We start from the raw sequence: 25,641 nt of genomic DNA on the forward strand, positions 1-25,641 counted from the left end.
CCCCCTGGCACCCTCCTTGCTACCGTCCCCCGCTTAACCTTTTGTCAGCCTTAGGTTTTTTAAGGTTTATGGGCACATATTTACTAATTTCTCGTTATCCCCGCGCCCCGCATCATCGCTCCAACAAGAACGCGTCGCCCTTCGCCGGCACGCCCCCGGGCAGCTCCCGATGCCCTACCTTGCCTTGGAGTCAGTCATGACCAGTGCAGCCAATTCGGCACCCCTCATAGAAAAACACACGATCGGCTACGTGCCCCCGCAAGACCGCCATGGAAAGGTAAGGGATCTGTTCACACTGTGGTTCGGCGGCAACATCGCGCCGCTGCCCATCGTCACAGGCGCGCTGGGCGTGCAACTGTTCCACCTGAACCTGGTCTGGGGCATCGTCGCCATCCTGGTCGGCCACCTGGTCGGTGGCGTACTGATGGCGCTGCACTCGGCCCAGGGCCCGCAGATGGGCATCCCGCAGATGATCCAGAGCCGCGCCCAGTTCGGCTCGCTCGGCGCGCTGCTGGTGGTGGTGATCGCCGGGGTCATGTACATCGGCTTCTTCGCCTCCAACATCGTCCTCGCCGGCAAGTCGCTGCACGGCGTGGTCGATGCCGTGCCGGTACCGGTGGGCATCGTCATCGGTGCGCTGGGCTCGGGTATCATCGGCATCATCGGCTACCGCTTCATCCACGTGCTCAACCGCATCGGCACCTGGGTGCTGGGTATCGGCATCGTGGTCGGCTTCGGCTACATCTTCAGCCACGTGCAAAGCGACGACTTCCTCACCCGCGGCGGCTTCAACCTGGCCGGCTGGCTGGCCACCGTGTCGCTGGCGGCACTGTGGCAGATCGCCTTTGCGCCCTACGTGTCGGACTACTCGCGCTACCTGCCGGCGGACGTGAAGGTCAGCTCGACGTTCTGGACTACCTACCTGGGCTCGGCCCTGGGTTCGAGCCTGTCGTTCATCTTCGGCGCCGTGGCGGTGCTGGCGATCCCGGCCGGCATGGACACCATGGACGCGGTCAAACTGGCCACCGGCACCCTCGGCCCGATCATGCTGGTGCTGTTCCTGCTCAGCGTGATCAGCCACAACGCCCTCAACCTGTATGGCGCAGTGCTGTCGATCATCACCCTGGTGCAAACCTTCGCCCACCGCTGGATCCCCACCGCCAAGAGCCGCGCCGTGCTGTCGCTGGTAGTGCTGACGGCCTGCTGCGTGGTGGCAGTGTTCGCCTCGGCGGACTTCATCGGCCACTTCGTCGACATGGTGCTGGTGCTGCTGGTGGTGCTGGTGCCCTGGACAGCGATCAACCTGATCGACTTCTATGCCATCCACAAGGGTGACTACGATATCCAGTCGATCTTCCAGGTCGATGGCGGCATCTACGGGCGCTACAACCCGCAGGCGCTGATTGCCTATGCCGTGGGCATCGTGGTGCAGATCCCGTTCATGAACACGCCGCTGTATGTCGGGCCGATTTCCGAGCATATCAACGGAGCGGACCTGTCGTGGCTGGTAGGGCTGGCGGTTACTTCGCCGCTGTACTGGTGGCTGGCCAGCCGTGACAGCGCCTACCGTCGCCGGCAGATGAGTGCCAAGGTGGCCATGGGGCACTGATTCAACCAGTGCCGGCCTCTTCGCGGGCTTGCCCGCTCCTACAGGGATATCGCATGTCTCAGGATCTGTGCTTTCCCTGTGGGAGCGGGTTTACCCGCGAATAGGCCGGTACAGGCAACACATCAATCAGGGGTTGTAGGCCCGCTCATTGTGCTCAGCCAGGTCCAGCCCCTGTTCTTCCTCTTCCCGGCTGGCCCGCAGCCCGATGGTCAGCTTGATCACCCCCAGAATCGCCCAACTCACCACAAAGCAATACACGAAGGTGAACGCCACCCCCTTCAACTGCACCAATGCCTGCCCGACCGGTGACGCACCCTCCACATAACCGCCCAACGAAGGCGCGGCAAAGACCCCGGTAAGGATCGCGCCGACCATTCCGCCCACGCCATGCAGGCCGAACACATCCAGGCTGTCGTCGTAGCCCAGCGCCTGCTTCAACCGGGTCACGGCAAAGAAACAGATGGCCCCGGTCAACAACCCGATCACCAGCGCGCCCAGCGGCCCGACAAATGCACAGGCCGGGGTAATCCCGACCAACCCTGCCAAAGCCCCTGAAGCCGCACCCAAGGCCGTCGGCCGACCATGCGCCACCTTCTCGGTCAGCAACCAGCCGACAATCCCCGCACAGGCCGCCACCATGGTCGCCAGCATCACCACCCCCGCCGCCTGGTTGGCCGCCAGCCCCGAGCCGACGTTGAAGCCGAACCAGCCCACCCACAGCAACCCGGCGCCCACCAGGGTGAAACCGAGGTTGTGCGGCGGCATGGCCACCTGCGGATAGCCCTTGCGCTTGCCCAGCATCAACGCCGCAGCCAGCGCTGCCACACCGGAGTTGATATGCACGGCGGTACCACCGGCAAAGTCCAGCACGCCCCAGTTGACCATCAACGCCCCCGGCCCGCCCCAGACCATATGCGCGATCGGCGCGTACACCAGCACGAACCAGGCGGCCATGAACAGCAACGAAGCACTGAACTTCATGCGCTCGGCAAAACCACCGGCAATCAGCGCCGGGGTGATGATGGCGAAGGTCAGCTGGAACACCGCGAACACGCCTTCGGGAATGCTACCGACCAGGCTGTCATGGCCGATGTCCAGCATCAGCGCCTTGTCCAGCCCGCCGATGAAGCTGTTGACGGTCAACTGCCCCTCCACCATGCCGGTGGTGTCTACCACCAGGCTGTAGCCGAACAGCACCCAGAGAATGCCGATCACCCCGGCAATGGCGAACAGCTGGGTGAATACCGAGAGGAAGTTCTTGGCCCGGACCATGCCACCGTAGAACAGTGCCAGGCCCGGGATGCACATCATCAGCACGAACATCGCGGCGCAGATCATCCAGGCGGTGTTGCCGGTGTCCAGGGTGGGGTCGGCGGCGTGGGCCCGGGTGGTCAGGGCTAACAACATTACAGCGAGGGTGAGGTGCTTCATGGTGTCACTCCTGTGTGAATGGTGGGGGTGCCCTGGGGCTGCCTTGCAGCCCATCGCGACACAAGGCCGCTCCTACAGGGGGGGGCGATACGCGGTCCCCTGTAGGAGCGGCCTTGTGTCGCGAAAGGGCCGCAAAGCGGCCCCAATTACCAATAACTCAGTACTGCGCCTGCCCCGGCACCCAGGCGGTCCCCGCCAACGGCACTCGCGCCATCGCCGCAGCCTCCACGGTCAACGCCACCAGGTCCTCCGGGTCGAGGTTGTGCAAGTGCGACTTGCCACACGCCCGCGCCATGGTCTGCGCCTCCAGCACCAGCACCCGCAGGTAGTTGGCCAGGCGGCGCCCGGCCTCCTCCGGGTTCAGGCGCCTGGCCAGTTCCGGGTCCTGGGTGGTAATGCCGGCCGGGTCGCGGCCGTTCTGCCAGTCGTCATAGAAACCGGCCGCCGAGCCGATCTTCTTCAGTTCGGCATCCAGCCGCGGGTGGTTGTCACCCAGCGCGATCAGCGCCGCAGTGCCAATGGCCACCGCATCAGCCCCGAGGGCCATGGCCTTGGCAACGTCGGCACCATTGCGAATACCACCGGAGACGATCAGCTGCACCTTGCGGTGCATGCCCATTTCCTGCAGCGCCTGCACTGCCTGCGGAATGGCCGGCAGGATCGGAATGCCAACGTGTTCGATGAACACTTCCTGAGTCGCGGCAGTACCGCCCTGCATGCCGTCGAGCACGATCACATCGGCACCGGCCTTCACCGCCAGCTTTACGTCGTAGTACGGGCGGCTGGCGCCGATCTTCACGTAGATGGGTTTTTCCCAGTCGGTGATCTCGCGGATCTCGGCAATCTTGATCGCAAGGTCATCCGGGCCGGTCCAGTCCGGGTGGCGGCAGGCGCTGCGCTGGTCGACGCCGATCGGCAAGGTGCGCATGCCGGCCACGCGCTCGGTCACCTTCATGCCCAGCAGCATGCCGCCACCGCCCGGCTTGGCACCCTGGCCGAGGACGATCTCGATGGCATCGGCCTTGCGCAGGTCGTCGGGGTTCATGCCGTAGCGCGACGGCAGGTACTGGTACACCAGGTGTTGCGACTGGCCGCGTTCTTCCGGGGTCATGCCGCCGTCGCCCGTGGTGGTGCTGGTGCCGGCGATGGTCGCACCACGGCCCAGCGCCTCTTTGGCGTTGGCCGACAGCGCGCCGAAACTCATGCCGGCGATGGTCACCGGAATTTTCAGGTGGATCGGCTTCTTTGCGAAGCGGGTGCCCAGCAGCACATCGGTGCCGCATTTTTCGCGGTAGCCTTCCAGCGGGTAGCGCGACACGCTGGCACCCAGCAGCAGCAGGTCGTCGAAGTGCGGCACGCGGCGCTTGGTGCCGCCGCCGCGGATGTCGTAGATGCCGGTTTCGGCGGCACGCTGGATTTCCTGGATGGTCAGGCGGTCGAAGGTGGCCGACTCACGCAGTACCGGGGGGAATTGCTCGCTCATGGGAATGCTCCTGGATCAGTACGCGCTGGCGTTGTCGACTTTGAAGTTGTACAGCTGGCGAGCCGAGCCGTAGCGTTTGAAATCGGCAGCCTTGTGGTGCAGGCCGGCCTTGTTCAGCAGTTCCTGCAGCTCTTGCAGGTGCTCGGCGCGCATCTCTTTCTCGATGCAGTCCGAGCCCAGCGACTGCACCGCACCCTTGACGTAGATGCGCACCTCGTACAGCGAATCGCCCAGCGCATCGCCGGCATCGCCACACACCACCAAACGCCCGGCCTGGCCCATGAAGCAGCTCATGTGGCCGATGCTGCCGCCAACGACGATATCCACGCCCTTCATGGAAATACCGCAACGCGCGCCGGCGTCGCCCTCGATCACCAGCAGCCCGCCATGGGCGGTGGCGCCGGCAGCCTGGGAGGCACTGCCCTTGACCCGCACCGAGCCGGACATCATGTTCTCGGCCACGCCGACACCGACGTTGCCATGCACGGTGACGCTGGCCTGCTGGTTCATGCCGGCGCAGTAGTAGCCGGCGTGGCCTTCGATATCCACGGCCACGGCGGCGTTGATGCCCACGGCCAGGTTGTGCTTGCCGTCGGGGTGGGTCACCCGCCATTCGTGGTCCTGCACCTCACCGTGCAAGGACTGGTTGAGGACACGCACCGAGGTGCTGGAAAGGTCGATCGTCTTCATGTGGTTCTCCAGTGGTTCGGTGGCAGGTCAGGCGCTTTCGCGTTCCCAGACGTACAGGGTGGCCGGGGCCGGTTCCCAGACCTTGGCGTTCTCGATGCCCGGCAGGCTGGCCAGCGCCTGGTACTCCGAGGCCATGGCCACGTAGTCGTCGGTCTCGGCCAGCACGGCGGGCTTGCAGGCGATCGGGTCGCGGATCACGGCAAAGCCGTTGCGGGTGCCGATGGCGAAGGTGAAGAAGCCGTCCAGGTCTTCCAGGGCGCCATCCAGGGCCTGGGCCAGGCTGTCACCCTGCTGCAGGCGCCAGGTCAGGTAGCCGGCGGCCACTTCGGTGTCGTTGTCGGTCTCGAAGCTTATGCCTTCGCGCTTGAGCTCCTGGCGCAGGCGGAAGTGGTTGGACAGCGAGCCGTTGTGCACCAGGCACAGGTCGGCGCCGGTGGAGAACGGGTGGCTGCCTTCCATGGTCACGGCGCTTTCGGTGGCCATGCGGGTATGGCCGATGATGTGGCTGCCTTTCATGCCGGCCAGGCCGAAGCGGCTGGAGATTTCCGCCGGCAGGCCCATGCCCTTGAGGATCTCGATGCTCTGCCCGGCGCTCATGATGCGCACGTCAGGGGCCAGTTCGCTCAGGGCCTGGCGGGCCGATGCCTCGCGGGTGTGCACCTTGAGCACGGCGGCGCTGGCGTTCTGGAACCAGTCCAGCGAGCAGCCCAGGCGCCCTTCCAGCTGGCCCATCAGCGCCGCCCAGGGGTAGTTGATGTCAGTGGCCTGCAGGGTCAGCTTGATCCAGCCATCGGCCACTTCGTCGCCGTAGATGGCAAAGCCGGCGCTGTCCGGGCCACGGTCGGTCATGGCTTCGAGCATGGGTTCGAAGAGCTTGCCGAGCTGGGCTTCCAGCTCGATTTTTTTCAGGTACAGACCTACGATTCCACACATGGTGATGCTCCTTACTAGGCAGTGGGCGACCGCGTTCGTGCTGGCCGCCCAAGGGATTGGGGGGCGGTCAGAAGAATTCGGTGTAACGCTGGATTTCCCAGTCGGAGACATGGCGGCAGTACTCCACCCACTCCATGCGCTTGAGCTTGATGAACTCGTCGACGATCTCGGCGCCCAGCACTTCGCGGAACAGCGGGTCGGCCTCCAGGGCGTCGGCGGCTTCCTTCAACGACTGCGGCAAGGTCTTGATGCCGCGTGCGGCGATCTCTTCCAGGCTCAGGTTGTAGAGGTTCTCGTTGCACATCTCCCCCGGCTCCAGCTGACGGTCGATGCCATCGAGGCCGGCAGCGATGATCGCGGCGGTGACCAGGTACGGGTTGCAGCCAGCGTCCGGCAGGCGGAACTCCAGGCGGCCATAGGGGATGCGCACCATCGCCGAGCGGTTGTTGGCGCCGTAGGCGACAAACGCCGGGGCCCAGGTGGCGCCGGATAGCGAGCGGCCGACCACCAGGCGCTTGTACGAGTTGACCGTGGGCGCGGCGAAGGCGCACAGCGCCGGGCCATGGGCCAACAGGCCTGCGGCAAAGTGGTAGGCCAGCTTCGACAGGCCCATGCCGCTGCTGTCGGACGGGTCATGGAACAGGTTCTTGTTGGTGCTGCTGGCCAGCGACAGGTGGAAGTGCATGCCATTGCCGGCGCGCTTGGGGTCGGGCTTGGGCATGAACGAGCAGATCATCCCCAGGTCGTTGGCGATCTCGCCAGCGGCCATGCGGAAGAAGGTGAAGCGGTCGGCCGACTCCATGGCGTCGCTGTAGGTGTAGTTGATCTCGAACTGGCCGTTGGCGTCCTCGTGGTCGATCTGGTAGATGTCGAAGCCCACCGGCTGCAACGCCTCGGTCAGGCGCTCGAGGAACAGCCGCGAGCGCGACAGGCCCTTGTAGTCGTAGCACGGCTTGTCGAGGTTGTCGGAGGCGTCCACCAGTTGCAGCTTGCCATCCTCGTCGCGGCGGAACAGGCTGAATTCGGGCTCAAGGCCGGTGTTCAGGGTCCAGCCTTTGTCGGCCAGGCGCTGCACCTGCTGCTGCAGCACGTAGCGGCTGTCGTAGGGCCAGGGTTGGCCGTTTACGTGGCCTACACACACCACCCGGCCGTAACCCGGCTGCCACGGTACCGGGATCAAGGTGGAAAGGTCGCCGCGGGCCATGAAGTCGGGGCCGTGCGGTTCCATGCCCATGCCGCAGATGGCGAACCCGGCAAAGCCGGCGCCCTCCTCGGCCACCATCTTCAGGCCCGAGACCGGCACCGATTTGGTCTTCGCCGAGCCATGGATATCGACGAACTGCGCCAGCACGTACTTGATGCCGTGCTGATCGAGGGTGCGCTGGGTTTCTGCTGGCAACATGGGTTGAACACTCCTGGGCAAGGGGCAATGATTCCGCATGGGAAACTTACTTTCCTCACAGGAATGCAATGTGCTTGCCAACTTTGTTCAGGGTGCAACCTTGTGTTGCCTGTTCGGGCCTCTTCGCGGGCCTGTGGGAGCGGGTTCACCCGCGACGAGGCCCGCACCGGCAACCCAAAACCCAAGCAGATTTCCATGCTCCATTTATGGGAAACTTGTTTTCACCCGAGGAAAGATGCAGCCACCGTAGCTGCATTTCGCACTTTCCCAGTGCGAAAACTTTATTCTTGAACTGAAACCGTGCAGGACATTCGATGCCAACCGAAACCGAACCGCGCCTTCGCCTGGAGCAGTACCTGGGCCTGCAGATCAAGCGCCAGCGCCAGGCCCAGTCCCTCAAGCTCGCCGACGTGGCGCGCATCGCCGGCATCAGCCAAGGCATGCTGAGCAAGATCGAGAACGCCCAGGTGTCCACCAGCCTCGACACCCTCAGCCGCCTGTGCGACGTGCTGGGCATGCCGATGGCCAAGCTGTTCAGCCAATATGACCAGCCCGACGGCAATGCCTTGCTGGTGAAAGCCGGTGAAGGGCTGGAGGTGGTGCGCCGCGGTACCGAGAAAGGCCACACCTACCATTTGCTCAATCACGCCAGGGGGCCGAAGAAGAACTTCGAGGCGTACATGGTGACCATGGACGACGCCAGCGAAGAGTTCCCGACCTTCGCCCACCCCGGCACCGAGTTCCTCCACTTGCTGGAGGGTGAACTGGTGTACCGCCACGGCAACCAGCTCTATCACATGCAGGCCGGCGACAGCCTGACCTTCGACGGCGAGACCCCGCACGGCCCCGAGCAGCTGGTGCAGGTACCCATCCGCCTGTTGTCGATAATGAACTACGGCGACGAGTGACGCGGCGCAGCAAGGCAACAACCGATGTCGTGATCAGACAAGCACACGTCGCCCGCGATCGGCTTCAGAACTGTGTCTACAAAAATAATACACACATCGACCAGCCCCGCGCCGTGGGCTGATCGGTGCGGTATTCGCGAGTAAAACAGCCTCGCTTCACAATTCCAACGCTGTGGCGCCTTTTTGCACCGGGCAGTTCGTCCGGGCTCATAACGATAAAACTCCCAGTATCAGAAACCCGCGCCGCGCCAGCCGGGAGTGTTTGCGCGCGCCACATTGTGAAGACTTGACTGCCATGATCGCGACTTCAATCCCCGTAGCCGGTGCTGCCACCGGCCACCGTAACGCCCTGTGCGTTGCCCATATCGCCGCTGTGCTGTTCGGCCTGACCGGTATCCTCGGTCACCTGATCGAGGCCGACGCCAGCATCATCACCTTCGGCCGCGCCACCTTCGCCTTCATCGCCCTGGGCTTCGTCGCCGGGCTCAAGGGCACGCGCCTGCTCGACGCCCTCACCCTGCGCAACCTGCCGGTGCTGGGCCTGACCGGCGCCCTGCTGGCTGCCCACTGGGTAACCTTCTTCATCGCCGTGAAGGTTGGCGGCGTGGCCGTGGCCACCCTGGGCTTCGCCAGCTTCCCGGCGTTCATCGCCATGATCGAGCGCGGCGTGTTCGGCCAGCGTATCGGTGCCGTGCAAGGTTTGCTGCTGCTGATGGTCACGGCCGGTCTGGTGTTGGTGGTACCGACCTTCGACCTGCTCGACAAAGGCACCGTCGGCCTGCTCTGGGGCCTGGGCTCGGGCCTGGCGTTCGCCCTGCTGACCGTGGCCAACCGCCGCAACGGCTCGAGCATGAACGCGATGCAGGTGGCGTTCTGGCAGAACGTGGTGGTGGCTGCGCTGGTGGCGCCGTTTGCCTTCACTCACCTGGGCAACACCAGCCTGGCTGGCAGTGACTGGGTCAACCTGGCGCTGTTGGGCGTGTTCTGCACCGGGCTGTCGCAGTTCCTGTTCGTCAAGAGCCTGGAAGGCCTGGAAGCGCGCACGGCCGGCATGATCATCGCGCTGGAGCCGGTGTACGCGATCATCGGCGCCTGGTGGCTGTTCGGTGAGCAACCAAGCCTGCGCATGGCCGCTGGCGCTGCGCTGATCGTGCTGGCGACCATCCTGGCGGCGGCGCGCAAGGCACCAGCGGAACAAGGCGATACCAGCCGCTGCGCGCATCGATGAATGTGGTTGCCTGAACGGGCCTCATCGCCGGCAAGCCGGCTCCCACCCGGCCGCTTAGACCTCAAGCATTGTGCAGTACCTGTGGGAGCTGGCTTGCCGGCGATGAGGTCGGTACAGGCGACTAAGCGCCCTCAGGCAGCAGGCTGCGGTCAAACATGAACGCCCGCTCCCCCTGTGGTGTGTACTGATACAACTGCTGCGGCCGGCCCAGCCTGGGCTGGTTCTTCTCCCCGGTGTCCCTCACCCACCCCAGCTCGCGCAAGCGCTCCAGGCGTTTGCGCAGCGAGGTGTTGTTCACCGCCTGCCCCAGGCACGCCTGCACCGCACCTAGCGCATCCAGCACAGTGAACTTCTCCGCCAGCAGGTACAGCGGCAGGCTGCTGTACACCGTCTTCGCCGCCAGCCGCTCACGGGCCCGCTCCACCAACAGGTTGTGATCAAAGGGCAACAGCACCTTGCGCGCCAATACGCTGTCCAAGTCGAAAAACGCCAGTTGCTCGCCCTCGACGACCTGCCCGGGTTCGAGCAATGCCAGGTAATAGGTGCTGAGTGACCATCCACGCGGGTCGCGGAAAGCATTGCCCTCGGTGCCCACCTGTTCCATGTAGCACGGTACGACCTGGGTTTTCTCGCGCAGCGCGCGTTCGGCAGCAGCTTCCAGGCTGGTGTCGGGGGTGCGGCCATTGACGATCACCCCGGGCAAGGCCCACTGGCCGGCATGCGGTTCACGCTCACGACGGTGCAACAGCACCTGCAGATGCTGAGCTTCGGGGGCCATGCGCAGGGCGACGATATCGACGCTGGCCAGGACTTCGACTGCATTCACCGGGCGACTCCTTGTTCAAGCTCACCATAATTCACCAGAGCATCTAAGTAAGGCAAGCAGAAAGCCCATTTCAAAAGTTGCTTGACACACTTATTACACCAAGTGAATTATGTATCCATTCCAGCGAGGAGAACCGCCATGAAGATCGCCAGTTTCGATGTCGACGCCCAGAACGGCTTCACCAGCAACGTGCCGCAAGAGCTGCCGGTTCCCGAAGGCAATGAAATCGCGGAAGATCTTAATACCATGGCCTCGCGCGCCGACCTGCGCCTGGGCAGCAAGGACGCCCACCCGGCCAACGCCGCCTGGGTGGTCGCCGACCCCGCGCACATGCTGCAGCCCCTGCAACTGGCCAACGCCGACCTGACCTGGGTCAGCCACTGCGTCCCCGGCACACCCGGCTTCGAGTTGCTGTCCGGCCTGCCGGCCCCCATCGACTACGACTATTTCGTGTGGAAAGGCGTCGAGCCCGACCTGCACCCCTACGGCGCCTGCTACCACGACCTGGCCGAACGCCGCTCCACCGGGGTGATCGAGTACCTCAAGGTGCAGCAGGTGGGCGCGGTGATCGTCGGTGGCCTGGCCCTGGACTATTGCGTCAGGACCACCGCGCGCCAATTGCGCCAGGCCGGCTTCCAGGTGCTGTTGTACCTGCCGGCCTGCCGCGCGCTCACCCAGGCAGGCGCGATCGAGGCGTGTGGCGCCCTGGCCGCCGACGGCGTGATCCTCTGCGGCGACGAAGCCGCGCTCGACCACCAGCTCTCTCTGATCAAGGAGGACCGCCCATGAGCGAAAGCGTTTTCGGCCCACGCATCATCCAGAACCTGCTGGACACCGACTTCTACAAGATCACCATGATGCAGGCGGTGCTGCACAACTACCCCAACGCCGAGGTGGAATGGGAATTCCGCTGCCGTAACGGCGAGAACCTCGCACCTTACCTGGCGGAGATCCGTTACCAGGTCGAGCAACTGGCCGATGTCAGCGTCACGCATGACCAGCTCGCCTACCTGGAGAAGATCCCGTTCATCAGGCCGGACTTCATCCGCTTTCTCAGCCTGTTCCGCTTCAACCTGCGCTATGTACAGGTAGGCCTGGATGATGCCGGGCAACTGGCGATTCGCGTGCGCGGGCCGTGGTTGCACGTGATTCTCTACGAGATCCCGCTGCTGGCGATCATCAGCGAGGTGCGCAACCGCTACCGCTATCGCGAGGTGGTGATCGAGCAGGTCCGCGAGCGCCTGTATCAGAACCTCGACTGGCTGAAGGCCGAGGCCAGCGCCGAAGAACTGGCCGGTTTCCAACTGGCCGACTTCGGCACCCGGCGGCGCTTCTCCTACCGGGTGCAGGAAGAGGTGGTGCACATTCTGAAGCGTGACTTCCCGGGCCGCTTTGTCGGTACCAGCAACGTGCACCTGGCCCGCGAATACCAGCTCAAGCCGATCGGCACCATGGCGCACGAGTGGTTCATGGCCCACCAGCAACTCGGCCCGCGCCTGGTCGACAGCCAGGCTGCCGCGCTGGAATGCTGGGTGCGGGAATACCGGGGGCTGCTGGGCATCGCCCTGACCGACTGCATCACCATGGACGCGTTCCTGGGCGACTTCGACCTGTACTTCGCCAAGCTGTTCGATGGCCTGCGGCACGATTCGGGCGATCCGCTGGCCTGGGCGGAAAAGGCCATCACCCACTATGAGCGGCTGGGGATCGACCCGAAGAGCAAGACCCTGATCTTTTCCGACGGGCTGGACCTTGCCAAGGCGCTGGGGCTGTACCGGGCGCTGCATGAGCGGATCAATGTGAGCTTTGGCATTGGTACCAGGCTGACCTGCGATATCCCGGGGGTGGAGCCGATGAACATCGTGATCAAGATGACGGCCTGCAATGGGGCACCGGTGGCCAAGATTTCCGACAGCCCGGGCAAGACACAGTGCCGGGATGAGAACTTCGTGGCCTATCTGAAGCATGTCTTTCGGGTGGATTGAGGTTGCCTGTGCAGGCCTCTTCGCGGGCTCGCCCGCTCCCACAGGTACTGCACCGCATTCAAGAACCGTGAGAAACCTGTGGCAGCGGGCAAGCCCGCGAAGAGGCCAGCACAGTCACCCCACCTCTTGCAGGCCAACACACAACTCCAGAAACCGCGCCGCAGCCCGCGACGGGGTGGCTGCATGCGGCACCAGAATGGAAAACCGCCGCACCAACGCCTGCGGCACAACCTGCAACCGCTGCAACGCCCCATCCTCATGCCGGATCGACATCGCCGACACAAAACCAATCCCCATCCCGGCCCGCACTGCCTCCTTCACCCCCTCCACCCCGGCAATCTCCAGCGCCACGCGCATCGCCACGCCACTGCGGGCAAATGCCCGCTCGACGATCTGCCGCACACCCGAGCCGCTCTCGCGTAATACCAACGGGTAAGCCCCCAGCGACGCCAGCGTCTGTCGGTCACTGCCAGCCAGCGGATGACCACGCGGCACGATGGCCACGATCTCGTCCTCCCGCCACGCCGTCACCGCCGTGCCCAATGGCAGTTCCTGCCCAGGCGGCCCTTCGATCAGGGCGATATCGACGCTGTCCAGCGCAGCGACGATTTCTGCCGTATTGCCGTTGGAAGTGCTCACCAGCACCTCCGGGTAGCGGGCATGGAAATCGGCAATCAGGTAAGGCAGCAGGTAGCTGGCCGGCGTGGTACTGGCGCCGATGCGCAAGGTACCGCGCTCCAACCCGCGCATGGCCTCGCGCAATGCCTGGGCCTGACGGAAGGTTTCGCGCAGGCGCTCGGCATGGGCCAGCAATTGCTCGCCGGCTGCTGTCAGCCGCACACCACGGCCGGCGCGCTGATACAGCGGCTCGCCAAAGGCCTCCTGCAGCAGCTTGAGCTGGCCAGACACCGCCGGCTGCGACAAATGCAGGGCCTGGGCCGCATGGCTGATGTTGCCGTGCTCGGCGACGGTGGCGAACGTTATCAGTTGTTCTGGTGTCATGAATGAAAAGTATCAGCTAAACGGATATTTGCCATCCTAAATTACGATTTTTTATAAGCTTATAACCAGATTAACGTAAGCCATATCGAAACACCTTTCCGGAGGACTCACATGGCCACGGCTCCGTCCAACCCCGCCTTTGCACCTACCCTCTCTACCCGAGGGCGGCTCAATGGCATTCTGTTCGTCGCGCTGTTCGCGCTTGCGGTCACCCAGTTGGCCGCCCTGCCCGCCATCGCCAACCTGGGTATCAGCCCGCTGATCGTCGGTATCGTCGCCGGTGCGCTTTACGGCAATGCACTGCGTGACGGCGTTCCCGCCAGCTGGGCGGCGGGTATCAACTTTTCCGCCCGCGGCCTGCTGCGCATTGCCGTGGCCTTCTTCGGCCTGCGGGTGAGCCTGCAGGAAATAGCCGAAGTCGGCTGGTCCGGGCTCATCGTGTCGTTGCTGGTGGTGTCCAGCACCCTGCTGATCGGCCTGTGGTGTGGCATGAAGCTGTTCAAGCTGGACCGCGATACCGCCTTGCTGACCGCCGCAGGCAGCGCCATCTGCGGCGCCGCTGCAGTTCTGGCCTTCGAGTCGGCCCTGCGCAGCGCACCGCATAAAAGCGCCATGGCGGTTGGTAGCGTGGTGCTGTTCGGCACCCTGTCGATGTTCCTCTACCCATTGGCGATCAATGCCGGCTGGCTGCACCTGGATACCATGGGCGCCGGGCTGTTCCTGGGTGGCACCATTCACGAGGTGGCCCAGGTGGTCGGTGCCGCCAGCAACGTCAGCCCAGAGGCCACGCATATCGCCACCATCGTCAAGATGACCCGGGTGATGCTGCTGGTACCGGTGCTGCTGGTGGTGGGCCTCTGGATCAGCCGCGCGCGCCAGCCGGGCCAGGCACAGGGCAACGGGCGCATCGCCATGCCCTGGTTCGCCTTCGGCTTCCTCGCGCTGGTGCTGGTGAATTCGCTGCAGGTGTTGCCGGGCAGCGTGACCCAGGCGGTCAACAGCCTGGATACCTTCGCCCTGACCATGGCCATGACCGCGCTGGGGATGGAGACGCGCCTCAGCCAGATTCGCCAGGCCGGGCCGCGGGCGCTGGCCACCGGGGCGCTTCTCAACCTCTGGCTGGTGTTTGGTGGCGTGGCGATTACCCTTGGTGTGCAGAAGCTGTTGGGATGACTTGAGACCGAGTCGCCTGCTTCGCGGGTAAACCCGCTCCCACAGGTATCGCGCTGCTTTCGGAACCTGCGCCGTACCTGTGGGAGCGGGTTTACCCGCGAAGCAGGCGGCTCGGTCTGATGAGGTTTTTGTTGCCCCCCCTCGTTGCCGTCCACATTTCTCGGTATGGTGTTGTCAAAGAAGGATGTTTTACCCGCACAGGAAAGACTTAGATGCCTCAACGCAATGTCATCAATGCATCCGTCAGCCCCAAAGGCAGCCTGGAGACGCTGTCACAACGTGAAGTGCAGCAACTGAGTGAAGTCGGTACCGGTAGCCTTTACACCCTGTTCCGCCAGTGCGCCCTGGCCATCCTCAACACCGGCGCCCATGTCGACAATGCCAAGACCATCCTCGAGGCCTATCAGGACTTCGAGGTGCGTATTCATCAACAGGACCGCGGCGTGCGCCTGGAGCTGCTGAATGCCCCGGCAGACGCCTTCGTCGATGGCGAAATGATCGCCAGCACCCGTGAAATGCTGTTCAGCGCCCTGCGCGACATCGTCTACACCGAAAGCGAGCTGGCCAGCCAGCGCATCGACCTGGAAAGCTCCCAGGGCATCACCGACTATGTCTTCCACCTGCTGCGCAACGCTCGCACCCTGCGCCCGGGCGTGGAGCCGAAGATGGTGGTGTGCTGGGGTGGCCATTCGATCAGCAGTGAGGAATACCAATACACCAAGAAGGTCGGCCACGAGCTGGGCCTGCGCAAGCTGGATGTGTGCACCGGCTGCGGCCCGGGTGTGATGAAGGGCCCGATGAAGGGCGCCACCATTGCCCACGCCAAACAACGAATGCACGGCAGCCGCTACCTGGGCCTGACCGAGCCGGGCATCATCGCCGCCGAAGCGCCCAACCCGATCGTCAACGAACTGGTGATCCTGCCGGACATCGAGAAGCGCCTGGAAGCCTTCGTCCGTGTCGGCCACGGCATCATCATCTTCCCGGGTGGTGCCGGCACGGCCGAGGAGTTTCTCTACCTGCTGGGCATCCTCATGCACCCGGACAACCAGAACCTGCCGTTCCCGGTGGTACTCACCGGCCCGCGCAGTGCCGAGCCGTACCTGCAACAGTTGCACGCGTTCGTCGGCGCCACCCTGGGTGAAGCGGCGCATCGCTTGTACGAGATCATCATCGATGACCCGGCGGAAGTTGCCCGGCACATGGTCGAAGGGCTCAAGGCGGTGAAGCAGTTCCGCCGCGAGCGCAACGATGCCTTCCACTTCAACTGGCTGCTGAAGATAGAAGAGAGCTTCCAGCGCCCGTTCGACCCGACCCACCAGGCCATGGCCGACCTCGACCTGCGCCGCGAGCTGCCGGCCCACGAACTGGCCGCCAACCTGCGCCGGGCGTTTTCCGGCATCGTCGCCGGCAACGTGAAGGACAAGGGCATCCGCCTGATCGAGGAACACGGGCCGTATCAGATCCGTGGCGACAGCGCCGTGCTGGACCCACTGGGCCGGCTGTTGCAGGCGTTCGTCGACCAGCATCGGATGAAGTTGCCTGGCGGCGCGGCGTATGTACCGTGCTACCAGGTGGTGACCTGATTCGCCATTCTTGTTGTTGCTTCGGCATTTGCTTCTAAGCGCGCGATAGTTCAGGCGCTTAGAAGCAAAAGCAAAGGCAAAACTGCTACTAACTGAGGTCGGCCATCGGCCGTTCGACGAAGCGGATGCTGTCGCGCCCACCGCGCTTGGACTGGTACAAGGCGACATCCCCTTGCTCGATCAAGGCTGCCAGGCTCGTCGGCGGTTGGTCGAACAGGTTGGCGCCGATGCTCAAGGTGACCGGCTGCGGCGTAGGCACCGTCTTGCTTGCATACTGCTGAAACTGCTCGCGCAGCAGTCCACCCAGCTCCATGACCCGCTCGCTGCTCGTACCACACAGCAGAATGACGAACTCATCACCGCCCAGCCGCGCCGCCAGCGAGCGCTCGGGCAGCACCGTGCGAATCATCTCGCTCAGGGCAATCAGCAAGCGGTCCCCTGCAACATGCCCGTGCAGGTCGTTGACCAGCTTGAAGTTGTCGATGTCGATCAGTAGCAAGGCCCCGGGCTGCGTTGAATCCACTGCCTTGAAGAAAGGCCCCGCCCGAACCTCCAGTGCGCGCCGGTTGTACAGCGCCGTCAACGGATCCCGGGCCGCCAGACGGGCAATCCGCTCCTCTCGGCGGTAACGCACGGTGCCGGTCATCGACAAGGCAATCAGCATGATCGCCATCGCACCTTCGACCAACGAAACCTGAATGATCAACCCACCGAAGGTGGCCAGGTCAATCAGCGTACCCGGTGTGATCGCAATGATCGCCTTGGCCACATAGAACAACCCATGAACCAGCAAAACGTAGCGCAACTGCACGGCACCAACACTCAGCGACTTGCCATGCGGCCGCAAAAGCCAACTGGCCTTGAGCGTCAACAGCGCCACCAGCAACGAGTTGACCATCAGCATCACCTTCGACCACTGCGGCCCCACAGGCAACAGCAGCAAGGCGAACCACACCAGCACCACCGATAACCAGATACGCGACAGCCGCACCTGGGTGAAGCGCAACACGCCCATCAGGAAGAACCAGTGCGCCACCACCAGCAAGCCGTTGGCGAACCAGATACCGATCAGCAACAAACCGATACCGCGCAGCAAGGCCAGGGTGGAACCAATCGTGATGGTGGCAAAGCCTGCGCTCCAGAACAGCAGCGACGGCTCGCGAACGCTGCGCCACTCGATCGCCAGGTACAACGCAGCCGCGGCAGCCAGGGCGATCGAGATAGTCAGCATCGTGGGTGGATCAAGCGCCATAAACGGATTGGCCTATCTGGTTAACGAGGAAAAGGCCCGATTGTATGCGCTCGTGATGACTTTTCAGAGGAGCCTTACACCACCAGCCTGCAAATGATAGCCCAGCCCTGGCCAATACCCATGCGGGTGAAATGTCATATTGACATCAGCGTGTCATTTGCACCACAAAAACCGCTGTCGTTATGACAACGCACCAGCGCAACACGCCCATCTGCAGGGGCTGCCCAGCTGGCACGAAAGCTGAACCATTCTCTTTCGCCACTACCTGCCTTGCGGAAATAACCATCATGAGAAATATCCTCCTCCCTCTGGCAATGTCCCTGTCCATCGCCCTGCCCGCCTGCGCCGACGAGGTGCTCTCGGAAAGCCCCGACAACACGGTGGGCTATGGCGCCGGGGGCGTCACCGGCCTGATGGTCGGCGCCGCGCTCGGTGGCCCGTTCGGCGCCATCGTCGGTGCAGCCCTGGGTGCATTTGGCGGCGCCGCCGTGCAACAAGGCAGCGGGCACAGCGATGCAGCGTACGTGGTACGCCATGACGACGGCAGTACCCAGCGCTATCGCTCGCCCAATGCCCGCTTCAAGCCCGGTGATCAGGTGCAGGTGAGTGGTATTCGCCTGGCCCCGGCGCAGTAAGCCGTTGCCCGGACAAAAAGCTCACCAGTTGCCGCCCATGTGAGCTCAGGCGCTCCCAGTCGCGGAAACACAAACGTAGCTCCAGGGTGGCCCAGCTTTCCGCCAGGGCCACCCGACGCGCCGGCAGCTCCTGCTCGGCGCGCACGGCGGCTGTTCGGGCAGCATTGCCAGGTTCATCGCCAATTCCTCGATAAAGCGCTGCTAGTGGGGCTGCCTTCAGTTCAGAATAACCCTGTCTTTCTTCTGCCGCGGGTACCCATGAACGCATTACGCAGCCTGATCCAGCGCCAACTGCAAAGCGGCGCCCTTTACGCCGTGCTGGCGGCCCTGGGTTTCAGCTTCAAGGCCATCTTCGTCAAGCTCGCCTATGCCGCAGGGCCGGTGGACGCCATCAGCCTGCTGGCATTGCGCATGGGGCTGTCGCTGCCGATGTTCGCCTGGCTGGTATGGGCCAGCCGTGGTCAGGGCAGCGCACCGCTCAACCTGGGCGATGGGCTGCGTGTCGCGTTGCTCGGGCTGCTGGGCTACTACCTGGCCAGCCTGTTCGACTTCTATGGCCTGCAGTACATCAGCGCCGGGCTGGAGCGGCTGATTCTGTTCACCTACCCGACCCTGGTGCTGGTGTTCCAGGCCATCGCCCTGCGTGAGCGGCCAAGCCTGCGCACCTTGTCGGCCATGGGCCTGTGCTACCTGGGGCTGGGCATTGCCTTTGTCCACGACGTCAGTGTGGCCGGGGCTGGCCAGCAGGTAGTGCTGGGCTCGCTGTGGGTGTTCGCCAGTGCAGTGACCTACGCGCTGTATTACTCCGGCACCGGAATGATGCTCAAGCGCATGGGCTCGATGCGCCTGGCCGGGCTGTGCGGTACTGCGTCCTCGCTGATGGTGCTGGCGCATTACCTGGTGGTGGCACCGGTCGGGCAGTTGTGGCAGTTGCCGGGCGCAGTGTGGGCCAATGCCGGGTTGATGGCGATGTTTTCCACGGTGCTGCCGATCTACTGGGTGGCGCTGGCGATACAGCGCCTGGGGCCGACCCATACTGCGGCAGTGGGCAACCTGGGGCCGGTGCTGACGGTGCTGGCATCGTGGGCGATCCTGAGCGAGGAGATTTCGCTGTATCAGGTCGTCGGGTTGGCGGTGGTGCTGTTTGCGGTGTCGCGGCTCAAGCCGCGGGGCAAACAGGAAACAAAGGTGGCTGAGGCCAAAGGTGCAGCAGCCTGACTGCGGTCACTGTGGAAGATTGCCCAGCCCTTTGGGCTGCGCTGTCGCACAGATAACTGAATTCGCAAGCGATCCTCGTACCCTGTGGGAGCGGCTTTAGCCGCGAAGAATCCAACGCGGTGCATGGCACCGGCTGCGCCGGTGTTCGCGGCTAAAGCCGCTCCCACAGGGTCCCTGCTAATTCAATGAGTCATGTGCAGTTCTATGAGAGCGGCCTTGCGTCGCGAAAGGGCTGCAGAGCAGCCCCGGCAATTTTGGTAGCAACACCAACGTCTGGGGCCGCTTTGCGGCCCTTTCGCGACACAAGGCCGCTCCCACAAAAACGCTTGAATTCCCTCAGAGCACCCGCTTGATCAGCGGCTCCAGCCGGCTATAGCGCAGCCGCCGCAGGAACTTGCGCACTTCCTTGGGGTGCTCGGCCTTGACCCCCAACTCCTCTGCCGAGCCGATCTTCGGCGCATGCCGGCGCAACTCGGTCAACTCTGCCTCCCGTGGCCCCAGCCATTGCCCTTGCGGGTCATCGATCAGCAGGCCGTTCTCCAGATCCAGGTTGAAGCCGCGCGGGTTCAGGTTGTTACCGGTCAGCAACGAATAGCGCTGGTCTACCCACACGCCCTTGGCATGAAAGGTATGCCCGGGGTCATTCCAGATCCGCACCTGCAGCTGGCCGCTGGCAATCGCAGCGTGGCGACGTCGGGTGAAGGCGCGCAGGTTGTCTTCGTACAGGTAGGGCAACGCACCGCTGGCACTGAACGGCTCGCCGGGGGCGATATAGAAGTCGTTGGCCGTGCGGTCACCAACGATCAGCTCCACCCGCACGCCACGCGCCAGGGCATGGTCTAGCTCGCGCATCAGCACCCGGGGCGGGTTGAAATACGGCGTGCTGATGATGACCTGCGTGCGCGCCGCCGCCAGCAAGGCGCACAGTGCCCGGTTCAGCGGGTTGCCACGGCCCACACCCAACAGCGGAATAACCCGCAGGCCCTGCCCCGCTGCGCTGGCCGGTGCCTCATAGGCCATGCGCCGCAGCCGCGCGCGCAAGCGCCGGATGTCGCCGCGCAGGCTGCGGGTGGAGGGTGGCTCTGGCAGGTCGAGGCGCGGCGTGGCGGTGTGGTGCAGCAGGCGCCGCACCAGCCCGACCATCGCGTCGGCCAGCTCTGGTGACTGGAACAGGTGGTAGCGGTCCAGGCGGTAACGGTCGAAACGGTGCAGGTACACGTTGTTAAGGCTGGCGCCGGTGTAGATCACGCAGTCGTCGATGATGCTGCCCTTCAGGTGCAACACGCCAAACAGCTCGCGGGTCTGCACCGGTACGCCATGGATGATGATGTCCAGCCCATGGTGCTGGCGCTGGGCCTGGTACCAGGCGGCGTTACCCGGCTGGCGCCCGGCGCCCAGCAAGCCGCGGCGGGCACGGAACCAGTCGACCACGATGGTGATTTCCAGCCCCGGCCGCGCGGCCTTGGCCTGGTACAAGGCATCCAGCACTTCCTGGCCGGCCTCGTCTTCCTGCAGGTACAGCGCAACGATGACGATACGCCGGGTTGCGGCGCGGATGCGCTCGAGCAGGCAGGCGCGGTAGGCCTTGGCATCGGGCAGCACCTGTATCGACTCGGCCGACATGGCGTAGCCTGGCAATGCCGCCAGCATGGTTTCGGGGTTCACGAACGATCACCTTCTGTGTGCAATCACTGTCGTGCATCAGCTTGCACAGGAAGATTGAAATGGTCCAGCCCCCGGAGAGCATGGGGCTGCTTTGCAGCCCTGTCGCGACACAAGGCCGCTCCTACAGGTTCGGCGCCGCATGTGGATTCGGCGATGGCTTGTAGGAGCGGCCTTGTGTCGCGATAGGGGCGCAAAGCGCCCCCATTTCTGACGAAGCTATTTCAGGTCAAAGCGATCCAGCTCCATCACTTTCTCCCAGGCCGCCACAAAGTCCCGCACGAACTTGTCCCGGCCATCACTGCTGCCATACACCTCGCTCAACGCCCGCAACTGGGCATGGGAGCCGAACACCAGGTCAACCCGGCTACCGGTCCACTTCACCTGCCCGGTCTTGCGGTCGCGCCCTTCGAAGGTTTCGTTATCCGCCGAGGTCGGCTTCCACTCAATGCCCATGTCCAGCAGGTTGCGGAAGAAGTCGTTGCTCAGGGTACCGACCTTGTCGGTGAACACGCCCTGCTGGCTGCCGCCATGGTTGGCGCCGAGCACGCGCAGGCCGCCGATCAGCACGGTCATTTCCGGCGCGGTCAGGGTCAACAACTGCGCCTTGTCCAGCAGCAGCTTCTCGGCCTTGACGCTGTAGCGGGCCTTGGTGAAGTTGCGGAAGCCATCGGCCAGCGGCTCCAGCACGGCGAACGACTCGACGTCGGTCTGCGCCTGGGAGGCATCGGTACGCCCCGGGCGGAACGCCACGCTGACGTTGTGCCCGGCGTCCTTGGCAGCCTTTTCCACTGCGGCGGCGCCAGCCAGAACGATCAGGTCGGCCAGGGAGACTTTCTTGCCACCGGCATTGAACTCGGCCTGGATCTTCTCCAGCGCCGCCAGCACCTTGCCTGTGCCCTGGTTCGCCGGCCAGTCCTTCTGCGGCGCCAGGCGCAGGCGGCCGCCATTGGCCCCGCCACGCTTGTCCGAACCGCGGAAGGTCGACGCCGCCGCCCAAGCTGTGGCCACCAGCTCGCCAACGCTCAGGCCCGCCGCCAGCACCTTGGCCTTGAGCGCGGCAATGTCCTGCTCACCCACCAGTGGGTGGTCGACTTTTGGCAGCGGGTCTTGCCACAGCAGCTCTTCGTTGGGCATTTCCGGGCCCAGGTAGCGCGCCAATGGGCCCATGTCGCGGTGGATCAGCTTGTACCAGGCACGGGCGAAGGCGTCTGCCAGCTGGTCAGGGTTGTCCTTGAAGCGGCGGGCGATCGGCTCGTAGATCGGGTCGAAGCGCAGCGCCAGGTCGGAGGTGAGCATGGAAGGCGCGTGGCGCTTGGCCGGGTCATGGGCATCCGGCACGGTGCCTGCCCCCTTGCCCTCCTTCGGCCGCCACTGGTGGGCACCGGCCGGGCTCTTGGTCAGTTCCCAGTCGAAGTTGAACAGGTTGTTGAGGTACTCGTTGCTCCATCGGGTGGGGGTCGAAGTCCAGGTCACTTCCAGGCCGCTGGTGATGGTATCGCCACCCTTGCCGCTGCCGAACTTGTTGGCCCAACCCAACCCCTGCAGCTCCAGGCCTGCAGCTTCCGGTTCCGGGCCGACGTTGTCGGCAGGGCCGGCACCGTGGGTCTTGCCGAAGGCGTGGCCACCGGCAATCAGCGCCACGGTTTCTTCATCGTTCATGGCCATGCGGCCGAAGGTGTCACGGATGTCCTTGCCCGAGGCCACCGGGTCGGGGTTGCCGTCCGGGCCTTCCGGGTTCACGTAGATCAGGCCCATCTGCACAGCAGCCAAGGGGTTTTCCAGGTTACGCTCGCCGGACAGGTCCCGGCTTTGCTCCTCTGGGTGCTTGGCTGGCTCTGCTACCAGGTCACCCTGGCCTGGCGGCTGGGCCTTGACCTGCTCATTGCCATAACGAATGTCTCCGCCCAGCCAGACCTTTTCCGAACCCCAGTACACATCTTCGTCCGGCTCCCACACGTCGGCACGCCCGCCGGAGAAGCCGAAGGTCTTGAAGCCCATGGATTCGAGGGCGACGTTGCCGGTGAGCACGATCAGGTCGGCCCAGGAAATCTTGTTGCCGTACTTCTGCTTGATCGGCCACAGCAGGCGCCGGGCCTTGTCCAGGCTGACGTTGTCCGGCCAACTGTTGAGCGGGGCGAAGCGCTGCTGGCCAGAGCCTGCACCACCCCGGCCATCGCCGATGCGGTAGGTACCGGCGCTGTGCCAGGCCATGCGGATGAACAGCGGGCCATAGTGGCCGAAGTCGGCGGGCCACCAGTCCTGGGAGTCGGTCATCAAGGCGTTCAGGTCTTTCTTCAGGGCCTGGAAGTCGAGGCTCTTGAACGCCTTGGCATAGTCGAAACCCGGGTCCATCGGGTCGGACTTGGAGGAATGTTGGTGAAGAATTCTCAGGTTGAGCTGGTCAGGCCACCAGTCACGGTTGGTGGTGCCGCCACCTGCGGTTTGATGGAACGGGCATTTCGATTCGTTCGACATCTGCGGGTACCTTTGGGTCGGTTATCCAGATTTCCGGTCTTTGCCAGGTGTTCTTTCAGCCGAGCGCGTGGGCTCGTGCTACCCCTCATCAGGTCTACACGGGGCTTGCGAAGCTGTCACGACGGGGTTGGTGCGGTCTTGCACGCAAGTGCTGACACGCCGCCCGCTCGCGGAATTCGCGGGGCCAGGGGAAAGACTAGCCGAGCTTGGACAGAGTTCTAATAGAGTGGCTATTGAGGGGTGATAGGTTGGCTCTGTCAGCCTTCCTGTGCCGGCCTCTTCGCGGGTAAACCCGCTCCCACAGGTACGGTACAGCCCTCAAGACCTGTGGTGATCCTGTGGGAGCGGGTTTACCCGCGAAGAGGCCGGCACATCCATACAAGGCAACCAGGCTGGCCACATGCTTCAATACACCGCCACCCCCTCTACTCCGGAACCCGCCCCCCTCATGAACCGCAACGACCTGCGCCGCGTCGACATGAACCTGCTGGTACTGTTCGAAGCCCTGATGATCGAACGCAACCTGACCCGGGTCGGCGAAAAGCTGTTCATCACCCAGCCCACCGTCAGCGCCGCCCTTGCCCGCCTGCGCGAGCTGTTCGACGACCCGCTGCTGATCCGCAACGGCCGGGCCATGGAGCCCACGCCACGGGCCATGCAGATCTTCGCCGAGCTGGGGCCGGCCATGGATGTGATTTCCGCCGCCATCAGCCGCGCCCGCGAGTTCGACCCGGTCAACAGCTGCAACGTGTTCCGCCTGGGCCTGTCTGACGATGCCGAGTTCGGCCTGTTCCCGGCCCTGCTGCAGGCCCTGCGCGAAGATGCCCCGAACATCAGCGTGGTGGTGCGCCGGGCCAACTTCCTGCTGATGCCGGGGCTGCTGGCCAGCGGCGAGATCTCGGTGGGCGTGAGTTACACCACGGACCTGCCGGCCACCGCCAAGCGCCGCAAGCTGCGCAACATCGGCGTGCGGGTGCTTCGCGCCGATGACCGCCCGGGCCCGCTGACCCTCGACGAATACTGCGCCCGCCCGCATGTAATGGTGTCGTTTTCCGGCGACATGAGCGGCAATATCGACCTCGACCTGGCGCGCATCGGCCGCTGCCGCAAGGTGGTGCTGGCGGTGCCGCAGTTCGGCAGCCTGCGCGCCCTGCTGCGCAACACCGAGCTGATCGCCACGGTGCCGGACTATGCCGCCTGCGCCCTGGCCGACGACGGCAGCCTGCGCGCCGACCCGGCGCCGTTCGACATCACCGAGGCCGAACTGTCGATGGTCTGGAGCGGCGCCCAGGACAATGACCCGGCCGAGCGCTGGCTGCGCGAGCGCATCCTGCAGTTCATGGCCACGCAGTGATGCATCGACCTCATCGATAGCCACCATGAATGCCATCAAGTTCCGCTGCGGCCAGCCCGGGCGGAAGATGGCGGCATTCGCTGATTGATGAGGCCTCCCATGAAAACCGGCATGATCGCTGCCCTGCTCGCCTTGCTGGCCGCCCTTGGCGGTTGTGCCAGCCCTGCCGCTACCGACGCGCAGCCCTACGGGCACTTCTATTCGGCCACGGCCATTTCCAGTGTCGCCCTGGCCCCCGGCCAACGGGTGGCCGTGCTGCTGGGGCGTGACGCCGAAGCAACCCTCGAATACCTCGGCAGCCATCGCACCCAGGCAGCCGCGCCGACCCAGGGCCAGCGTGCCCCTGTTGCGACCCTTGGCAGCGAGAGCCAGGCGTATGACTGGCTGGCGCGGTCACTGGCGCAGCAGTTTGCCGAAGTGACCTTCTATGACGACCTGGACACGCTGCTGGGCGACCACCCGGATGTGATCGTGCTGCTGGACACCGAAAGCCGTTTGGCCAGCGCGGATATCGAAAGCCGGGTGGTAGCGCGCTTTTTCGATGACCAGCTGACCTATATCGGCCGTGCTGAAGGGCGGGCCAGCAAGCGCCTGGGCGATGTGGCGCGGGTGGCCGAGGATGAACGGGCGGTGCAGGCGGATGCCTTGCGCGACTTTGACGATTCGTTACAGGCGTTGTTGAAGGGTCGCGTTTGAGGGCCCTTTCGCGGGTGAACCCGCTCCCACAGGTACAGCGCCCTGTCCACGGACTGCGCTGTACCTGTGGGAGCGGGTTTACCCGCGAAG

21 protein-coding genes are annotated in these 25,641 nt (G+C 64.3%); 11 read left to right on the plus strand and 10 right to left on the minus strand.

Translation table 11 applies throughout. From position 1 onward, the window contains the following. The first annotated feature begins 196 nt into the window (after positions 1 to 196). On the plus strand, positions 197 to 1,609 hold the full coding sequence (locus CAG00_RS19450) for a cytosine permease (protein ID WP_025338785.1): 1,413 nt from the start codon (positions 197 to 199) through the stop codon (positions 1,607 to 1,609). A 126-nt stretch (positions 1,610 to 1,735) separates the two neighbouring features. On the opposite strand, the gene CAG00_RS19455 is transcribed toward CAG00_RS19450, so the two are convergent. The 5 genes from CAG00_RS19455 to glnT form a co-directional block, all read right to left on the minus strand. Beyond that, positions 1,736 to 3,040 (minus strand): ammonium transporter, encoded by a 1,305-nt coding sequence (locus tag CAG00_RS19455; RefSeq protein ID WP_085665098.1) that lies wholly within the window; start codon positions 3,038 to 3,040, stop codon positions 1,736 to 1,738. Positions 3,041 to 3,197: 157 nt separating this feature from the next. Continuing rightward, positions 3,198 to 4,523 (minus strand): FMN-binding glutamate synthase family protein, encoded by a 1,326-nt coding sequence (locus tag CAG00_RS19460; RefSeq protein WP_013973039.1) that lies wholly within the window; start codon positions 4,521 to 4,523, stop codon positions 3,198 to 3,200. Between the two features lie 15 nt (positions 4,524 to 4,538). After that, entirely contained in the window at positions 4,539 to 5,213 is a 675-nt protein-coding gene (locus CAG00_RS19465) for a protein glxC (protein WP_085665099.1), read from the minus strand. Positions 5,214 to 5,240: 27 nt separating this feature from the next. Continuing rightward, on the minus strand, positions 5,241 to 6,146 hold the full coding sequence (locus CAG00_RS19470; protein ID WP_085665100.1) for a glutamine amidotransferase family protein: 906 nt from the start codon (positions 6,144 to 6,146) through the stop codon (positions 5,241 to 5,243). A 67-nt stretch (positions 6,147 to 6,213) separates the two neighbouring features. Further along, entirely contained in the window at positions 6,214 to 7,548 is a 1,335-nt protein-coding gene (gene glnT, locus CAG00_RS19475; RefSeq protein WP_015270738.1) for a type III glutamate--ammonia ligase, read from the minus strand. 314 nt (positions 7,549 to 7,862) lie between these two features. On the opposite strand from glnT, the gene CAG00_RS19480 reads away from it, so the two are divergent. Together CAG00_RS19480 and CAG00_RS19485 are read left to right on the plus strand one after the other, a co-directional pair. Then, complete coding sequence (locus CAG00_RS19480; RefSeq protein WP_025338781.1) at positions 7,863 to 8,456, plus strand: cupin domain-containing protein; 594 nt, start codon at positions 7,863 to 7,865, stop codon at positions 8,454 to 8,456. Between the two features lie 295 nt (positions 8,457 to 8,751). Next, positions 8,752 to 9,684, plus strand: a complete 933-nt coding sequence (locus CAG00_RS19485) for a DMT family transporter (protein WP_085665101.1) — start codon at positions 8,752 to 8,754, stop codon at positions 9,682 to 9,684. A 121-nt stretch (positions 9,685 to 9,805) separates the two neighbouring features. Here the strand turns inward: CAG00_RS19485 and CAG00_RS19490 are convergent, their stop codons facing one another. Further along, entirely contained in the window at positions 9,806 to 10,510 is a 705-nt protein-coding gene (locus CAG00_RS19490; protein WP_025338779.1) for an NUDIX domain-containing protein, read from the minus strand. A gap of 138 nt (positions 10,511 to 10,648) precedes the next feature. On the opposite strand from CAG00_RS19490, the gene CAG00_RS19495 reads away from it, so the two are divergent. Together CAG00_RS19495 and pncB are read left to right on the plus strand one after the other, a co-directional pair. After that, positions 10,649 to 11,299 (plus strand): isochorismatase family protein, encoded by a 651-nt coding sequence (locus CAG00_RS19495; protein ID WP_085665102.1) that lies wholly within the window; start codon positions 10,649 to 10,651, stop codon positions 11,297 to 11,299. Beyond that, positions 11,296 to 12,495, plus strand: coding sequence for a nicotinate phosphoribosyltransferase (pncB, locus tag CAG00_RS19500; RefSeq protein WP_085665103.1), 1,200 nt, complete (start codon positions 11,296 to 11,298; stop codon positions 12,493 to 12,495). The genes CAG00_RS19495 and pncB overlap by 4 nt, the downstream gene beginning before the upstream one ends. A 114-nt stretch (positions 12,496 to 12,609) precedes the next feature. Here pncB and CAG00_RS19505 read toward each other — a convergent pair whose 3' ends face one another. Continuing rightward, the gene (locus CAG00_RS19505) at positions 12,610 to 13,497 is read right to left on the minus strand and encodes a LysR family transcriptional regulator (protein WP_015270743.1); all 888 of its coding nucleotides are present in this window, start codon (positions 13,495 to 13,497) and stop codon (positions 12,610 to 12,612) included. Between the two features lie 111 nt (positions 13,498 to 13,608). Between CAG00_RS19505 and CAG00_RS19510 the strand changes: the two genes are divergently transcribed. Both CAG00_RS19510 and ppnN read left to right on the plus strand, forming a co-directional pair. After that, positions 13,609 to 14,670 (plus strand): YeiH family protein, encoded by a 1,062-nt coding sequence (locus tag CAG00_RS19510; protein ID WP_085665104.1) that lies wholly within the window; start codon positions 13,609 to 13,611, stop codon positions 14,668 to 14,670. Between the two features lie 212 nt (positions 14,671 to 14,882). Then, complete coding sequence (gene ppnN / locus CAG00_RS19515) at positions 14,883 to 16,256, plus strand: nucleotide 5'-monophosphate nucleosidase PpnN (RefSeq protein WP_025338773.1); 1,374 nt, start codon at positions 14,883 to 14,885, stop codon at positions 16,254 to 16,256. 88 nt (positions 16,257 to 16,344) lie between these two features. Here ppnN and CAG00_RS19520 read toward each other — a convergent pair whose 3' ends face one another. Then, positions 16,345 to 17,487, minus strand: coding sequence for a GGDEF domain-containing protein (locus CAG00_RS19520; RefSeq protein ID WP_054572596.1), 1,143 nt, complete (start codon positions 17,485 to 17,487; stop codon positions 16,345 to 16,347). Positions 17,488 to 17,822: 335 nt separating this feature from the next. On the opposite strand from CAG00_RS19520, the gene CAG00_RS19530 reads away from it, so the two are divergent. Together CAG00_RS19530 and CAG00_RS19540 are read left to right on the plus strand one after the other, a co-directional pair. After that, positions 17,823 to 18,143 carry a hypothetical protein gene (locus CAG00_RS19530; protein WP_015270748.1) on the plus strand — a complete coding sequence of 107 codons (321 nt, stop codon included), beginning with the start codon at positions 17,823 to 17,825 and terminating at the stop codon, positions 18,141 to 18,143. A 258-nt stretch (positions 18,144 to 18,401) separates the two neighbouring features. Then, complete coding sequence (locus CAG00_RS19540; protein ID WP_015270749.1) at positions 18,402 to 19,361, plus strand: DMT family transporter; 960 nt, start codon at positions 18,402 to 18,404, stop codon at positions 19,359 to 19,361. 336 nt (positions 19,362 to 19,697) lie between these two features. Here the strand turns inward: CAG00_RS19540 and pssA are convergent, their stop codons facing one another. Both pssA and katG read right to left on the minus strand, forming a co-directional pair. Continuing rightward, the gene (pssA, locus tag CAG00_RS19545; protein ID WP_085665105.1) at positions 19,698 to 21,026 is read right to left on the minus strand and encodes a CDP-diacylglycerol--serine O-phosphatidyltransferase; all 1,329 of its coding nucleotides are present in this window, start codon (positions 21,024 to 21,026) and stop codon (positions 19,698 to 19,700) included. A gap of 216 nt (positions 21,027 to 21,242) precedes the next feature. Next, positions 21,243 to 23,501: a catalase/peroxidase HPI gene (gene katG / locus CAG00_RS19550; RefSeq protein WP_085665106.1), complete on the minus strand. Its 2,259-nt coding sequence runs from the start codon at positions 23,499 to 23,501 to the stop codon at positions 21,243 to 21,245. Positions 23,502 to 23,949: 448 nt separating this feature from the next. Here katG and CAG00_RS19555 point away from each other — a divergent pair, with 448 nt between their 5' ends. Both CAG00_RS19555 and CAG00_RS19560 read left to right on the plus strand, forming a co-directional pair. Further along, positions 23,950 to 24,855, plus strand: coding sequence for a LysR family transcriptional regulator (locus tag CAG00_RS19555; protein ID WP_085665107.1), 906 nt, complete (start codon positions 23,950 to 23,952; stop codon positions 24,853 to 24,855). 99 nt (positions 24,856 to 24,954) lie between these two features. After that, entirely contained in the window at positions 24,955 to 25,551 is a 597-nt protein-coding gene (locus CAG00_RS19560) for a hypothetical protein (protein ID WP_085615348.1), read from the plus strand. Positions 25,552 to 25,641: the final 90 nt, after the last annotated feature.

The organism is Pseudomonas sp. B5(2017) (assembly GCF_002112825.1).
GTDB lineage: Bacteria > Pseudomonadota > Gammaproteobacteria > Pseudomonadales > Pseudomonadaceae > Aquipseudomonas > Aquipseudomonas putida_Z.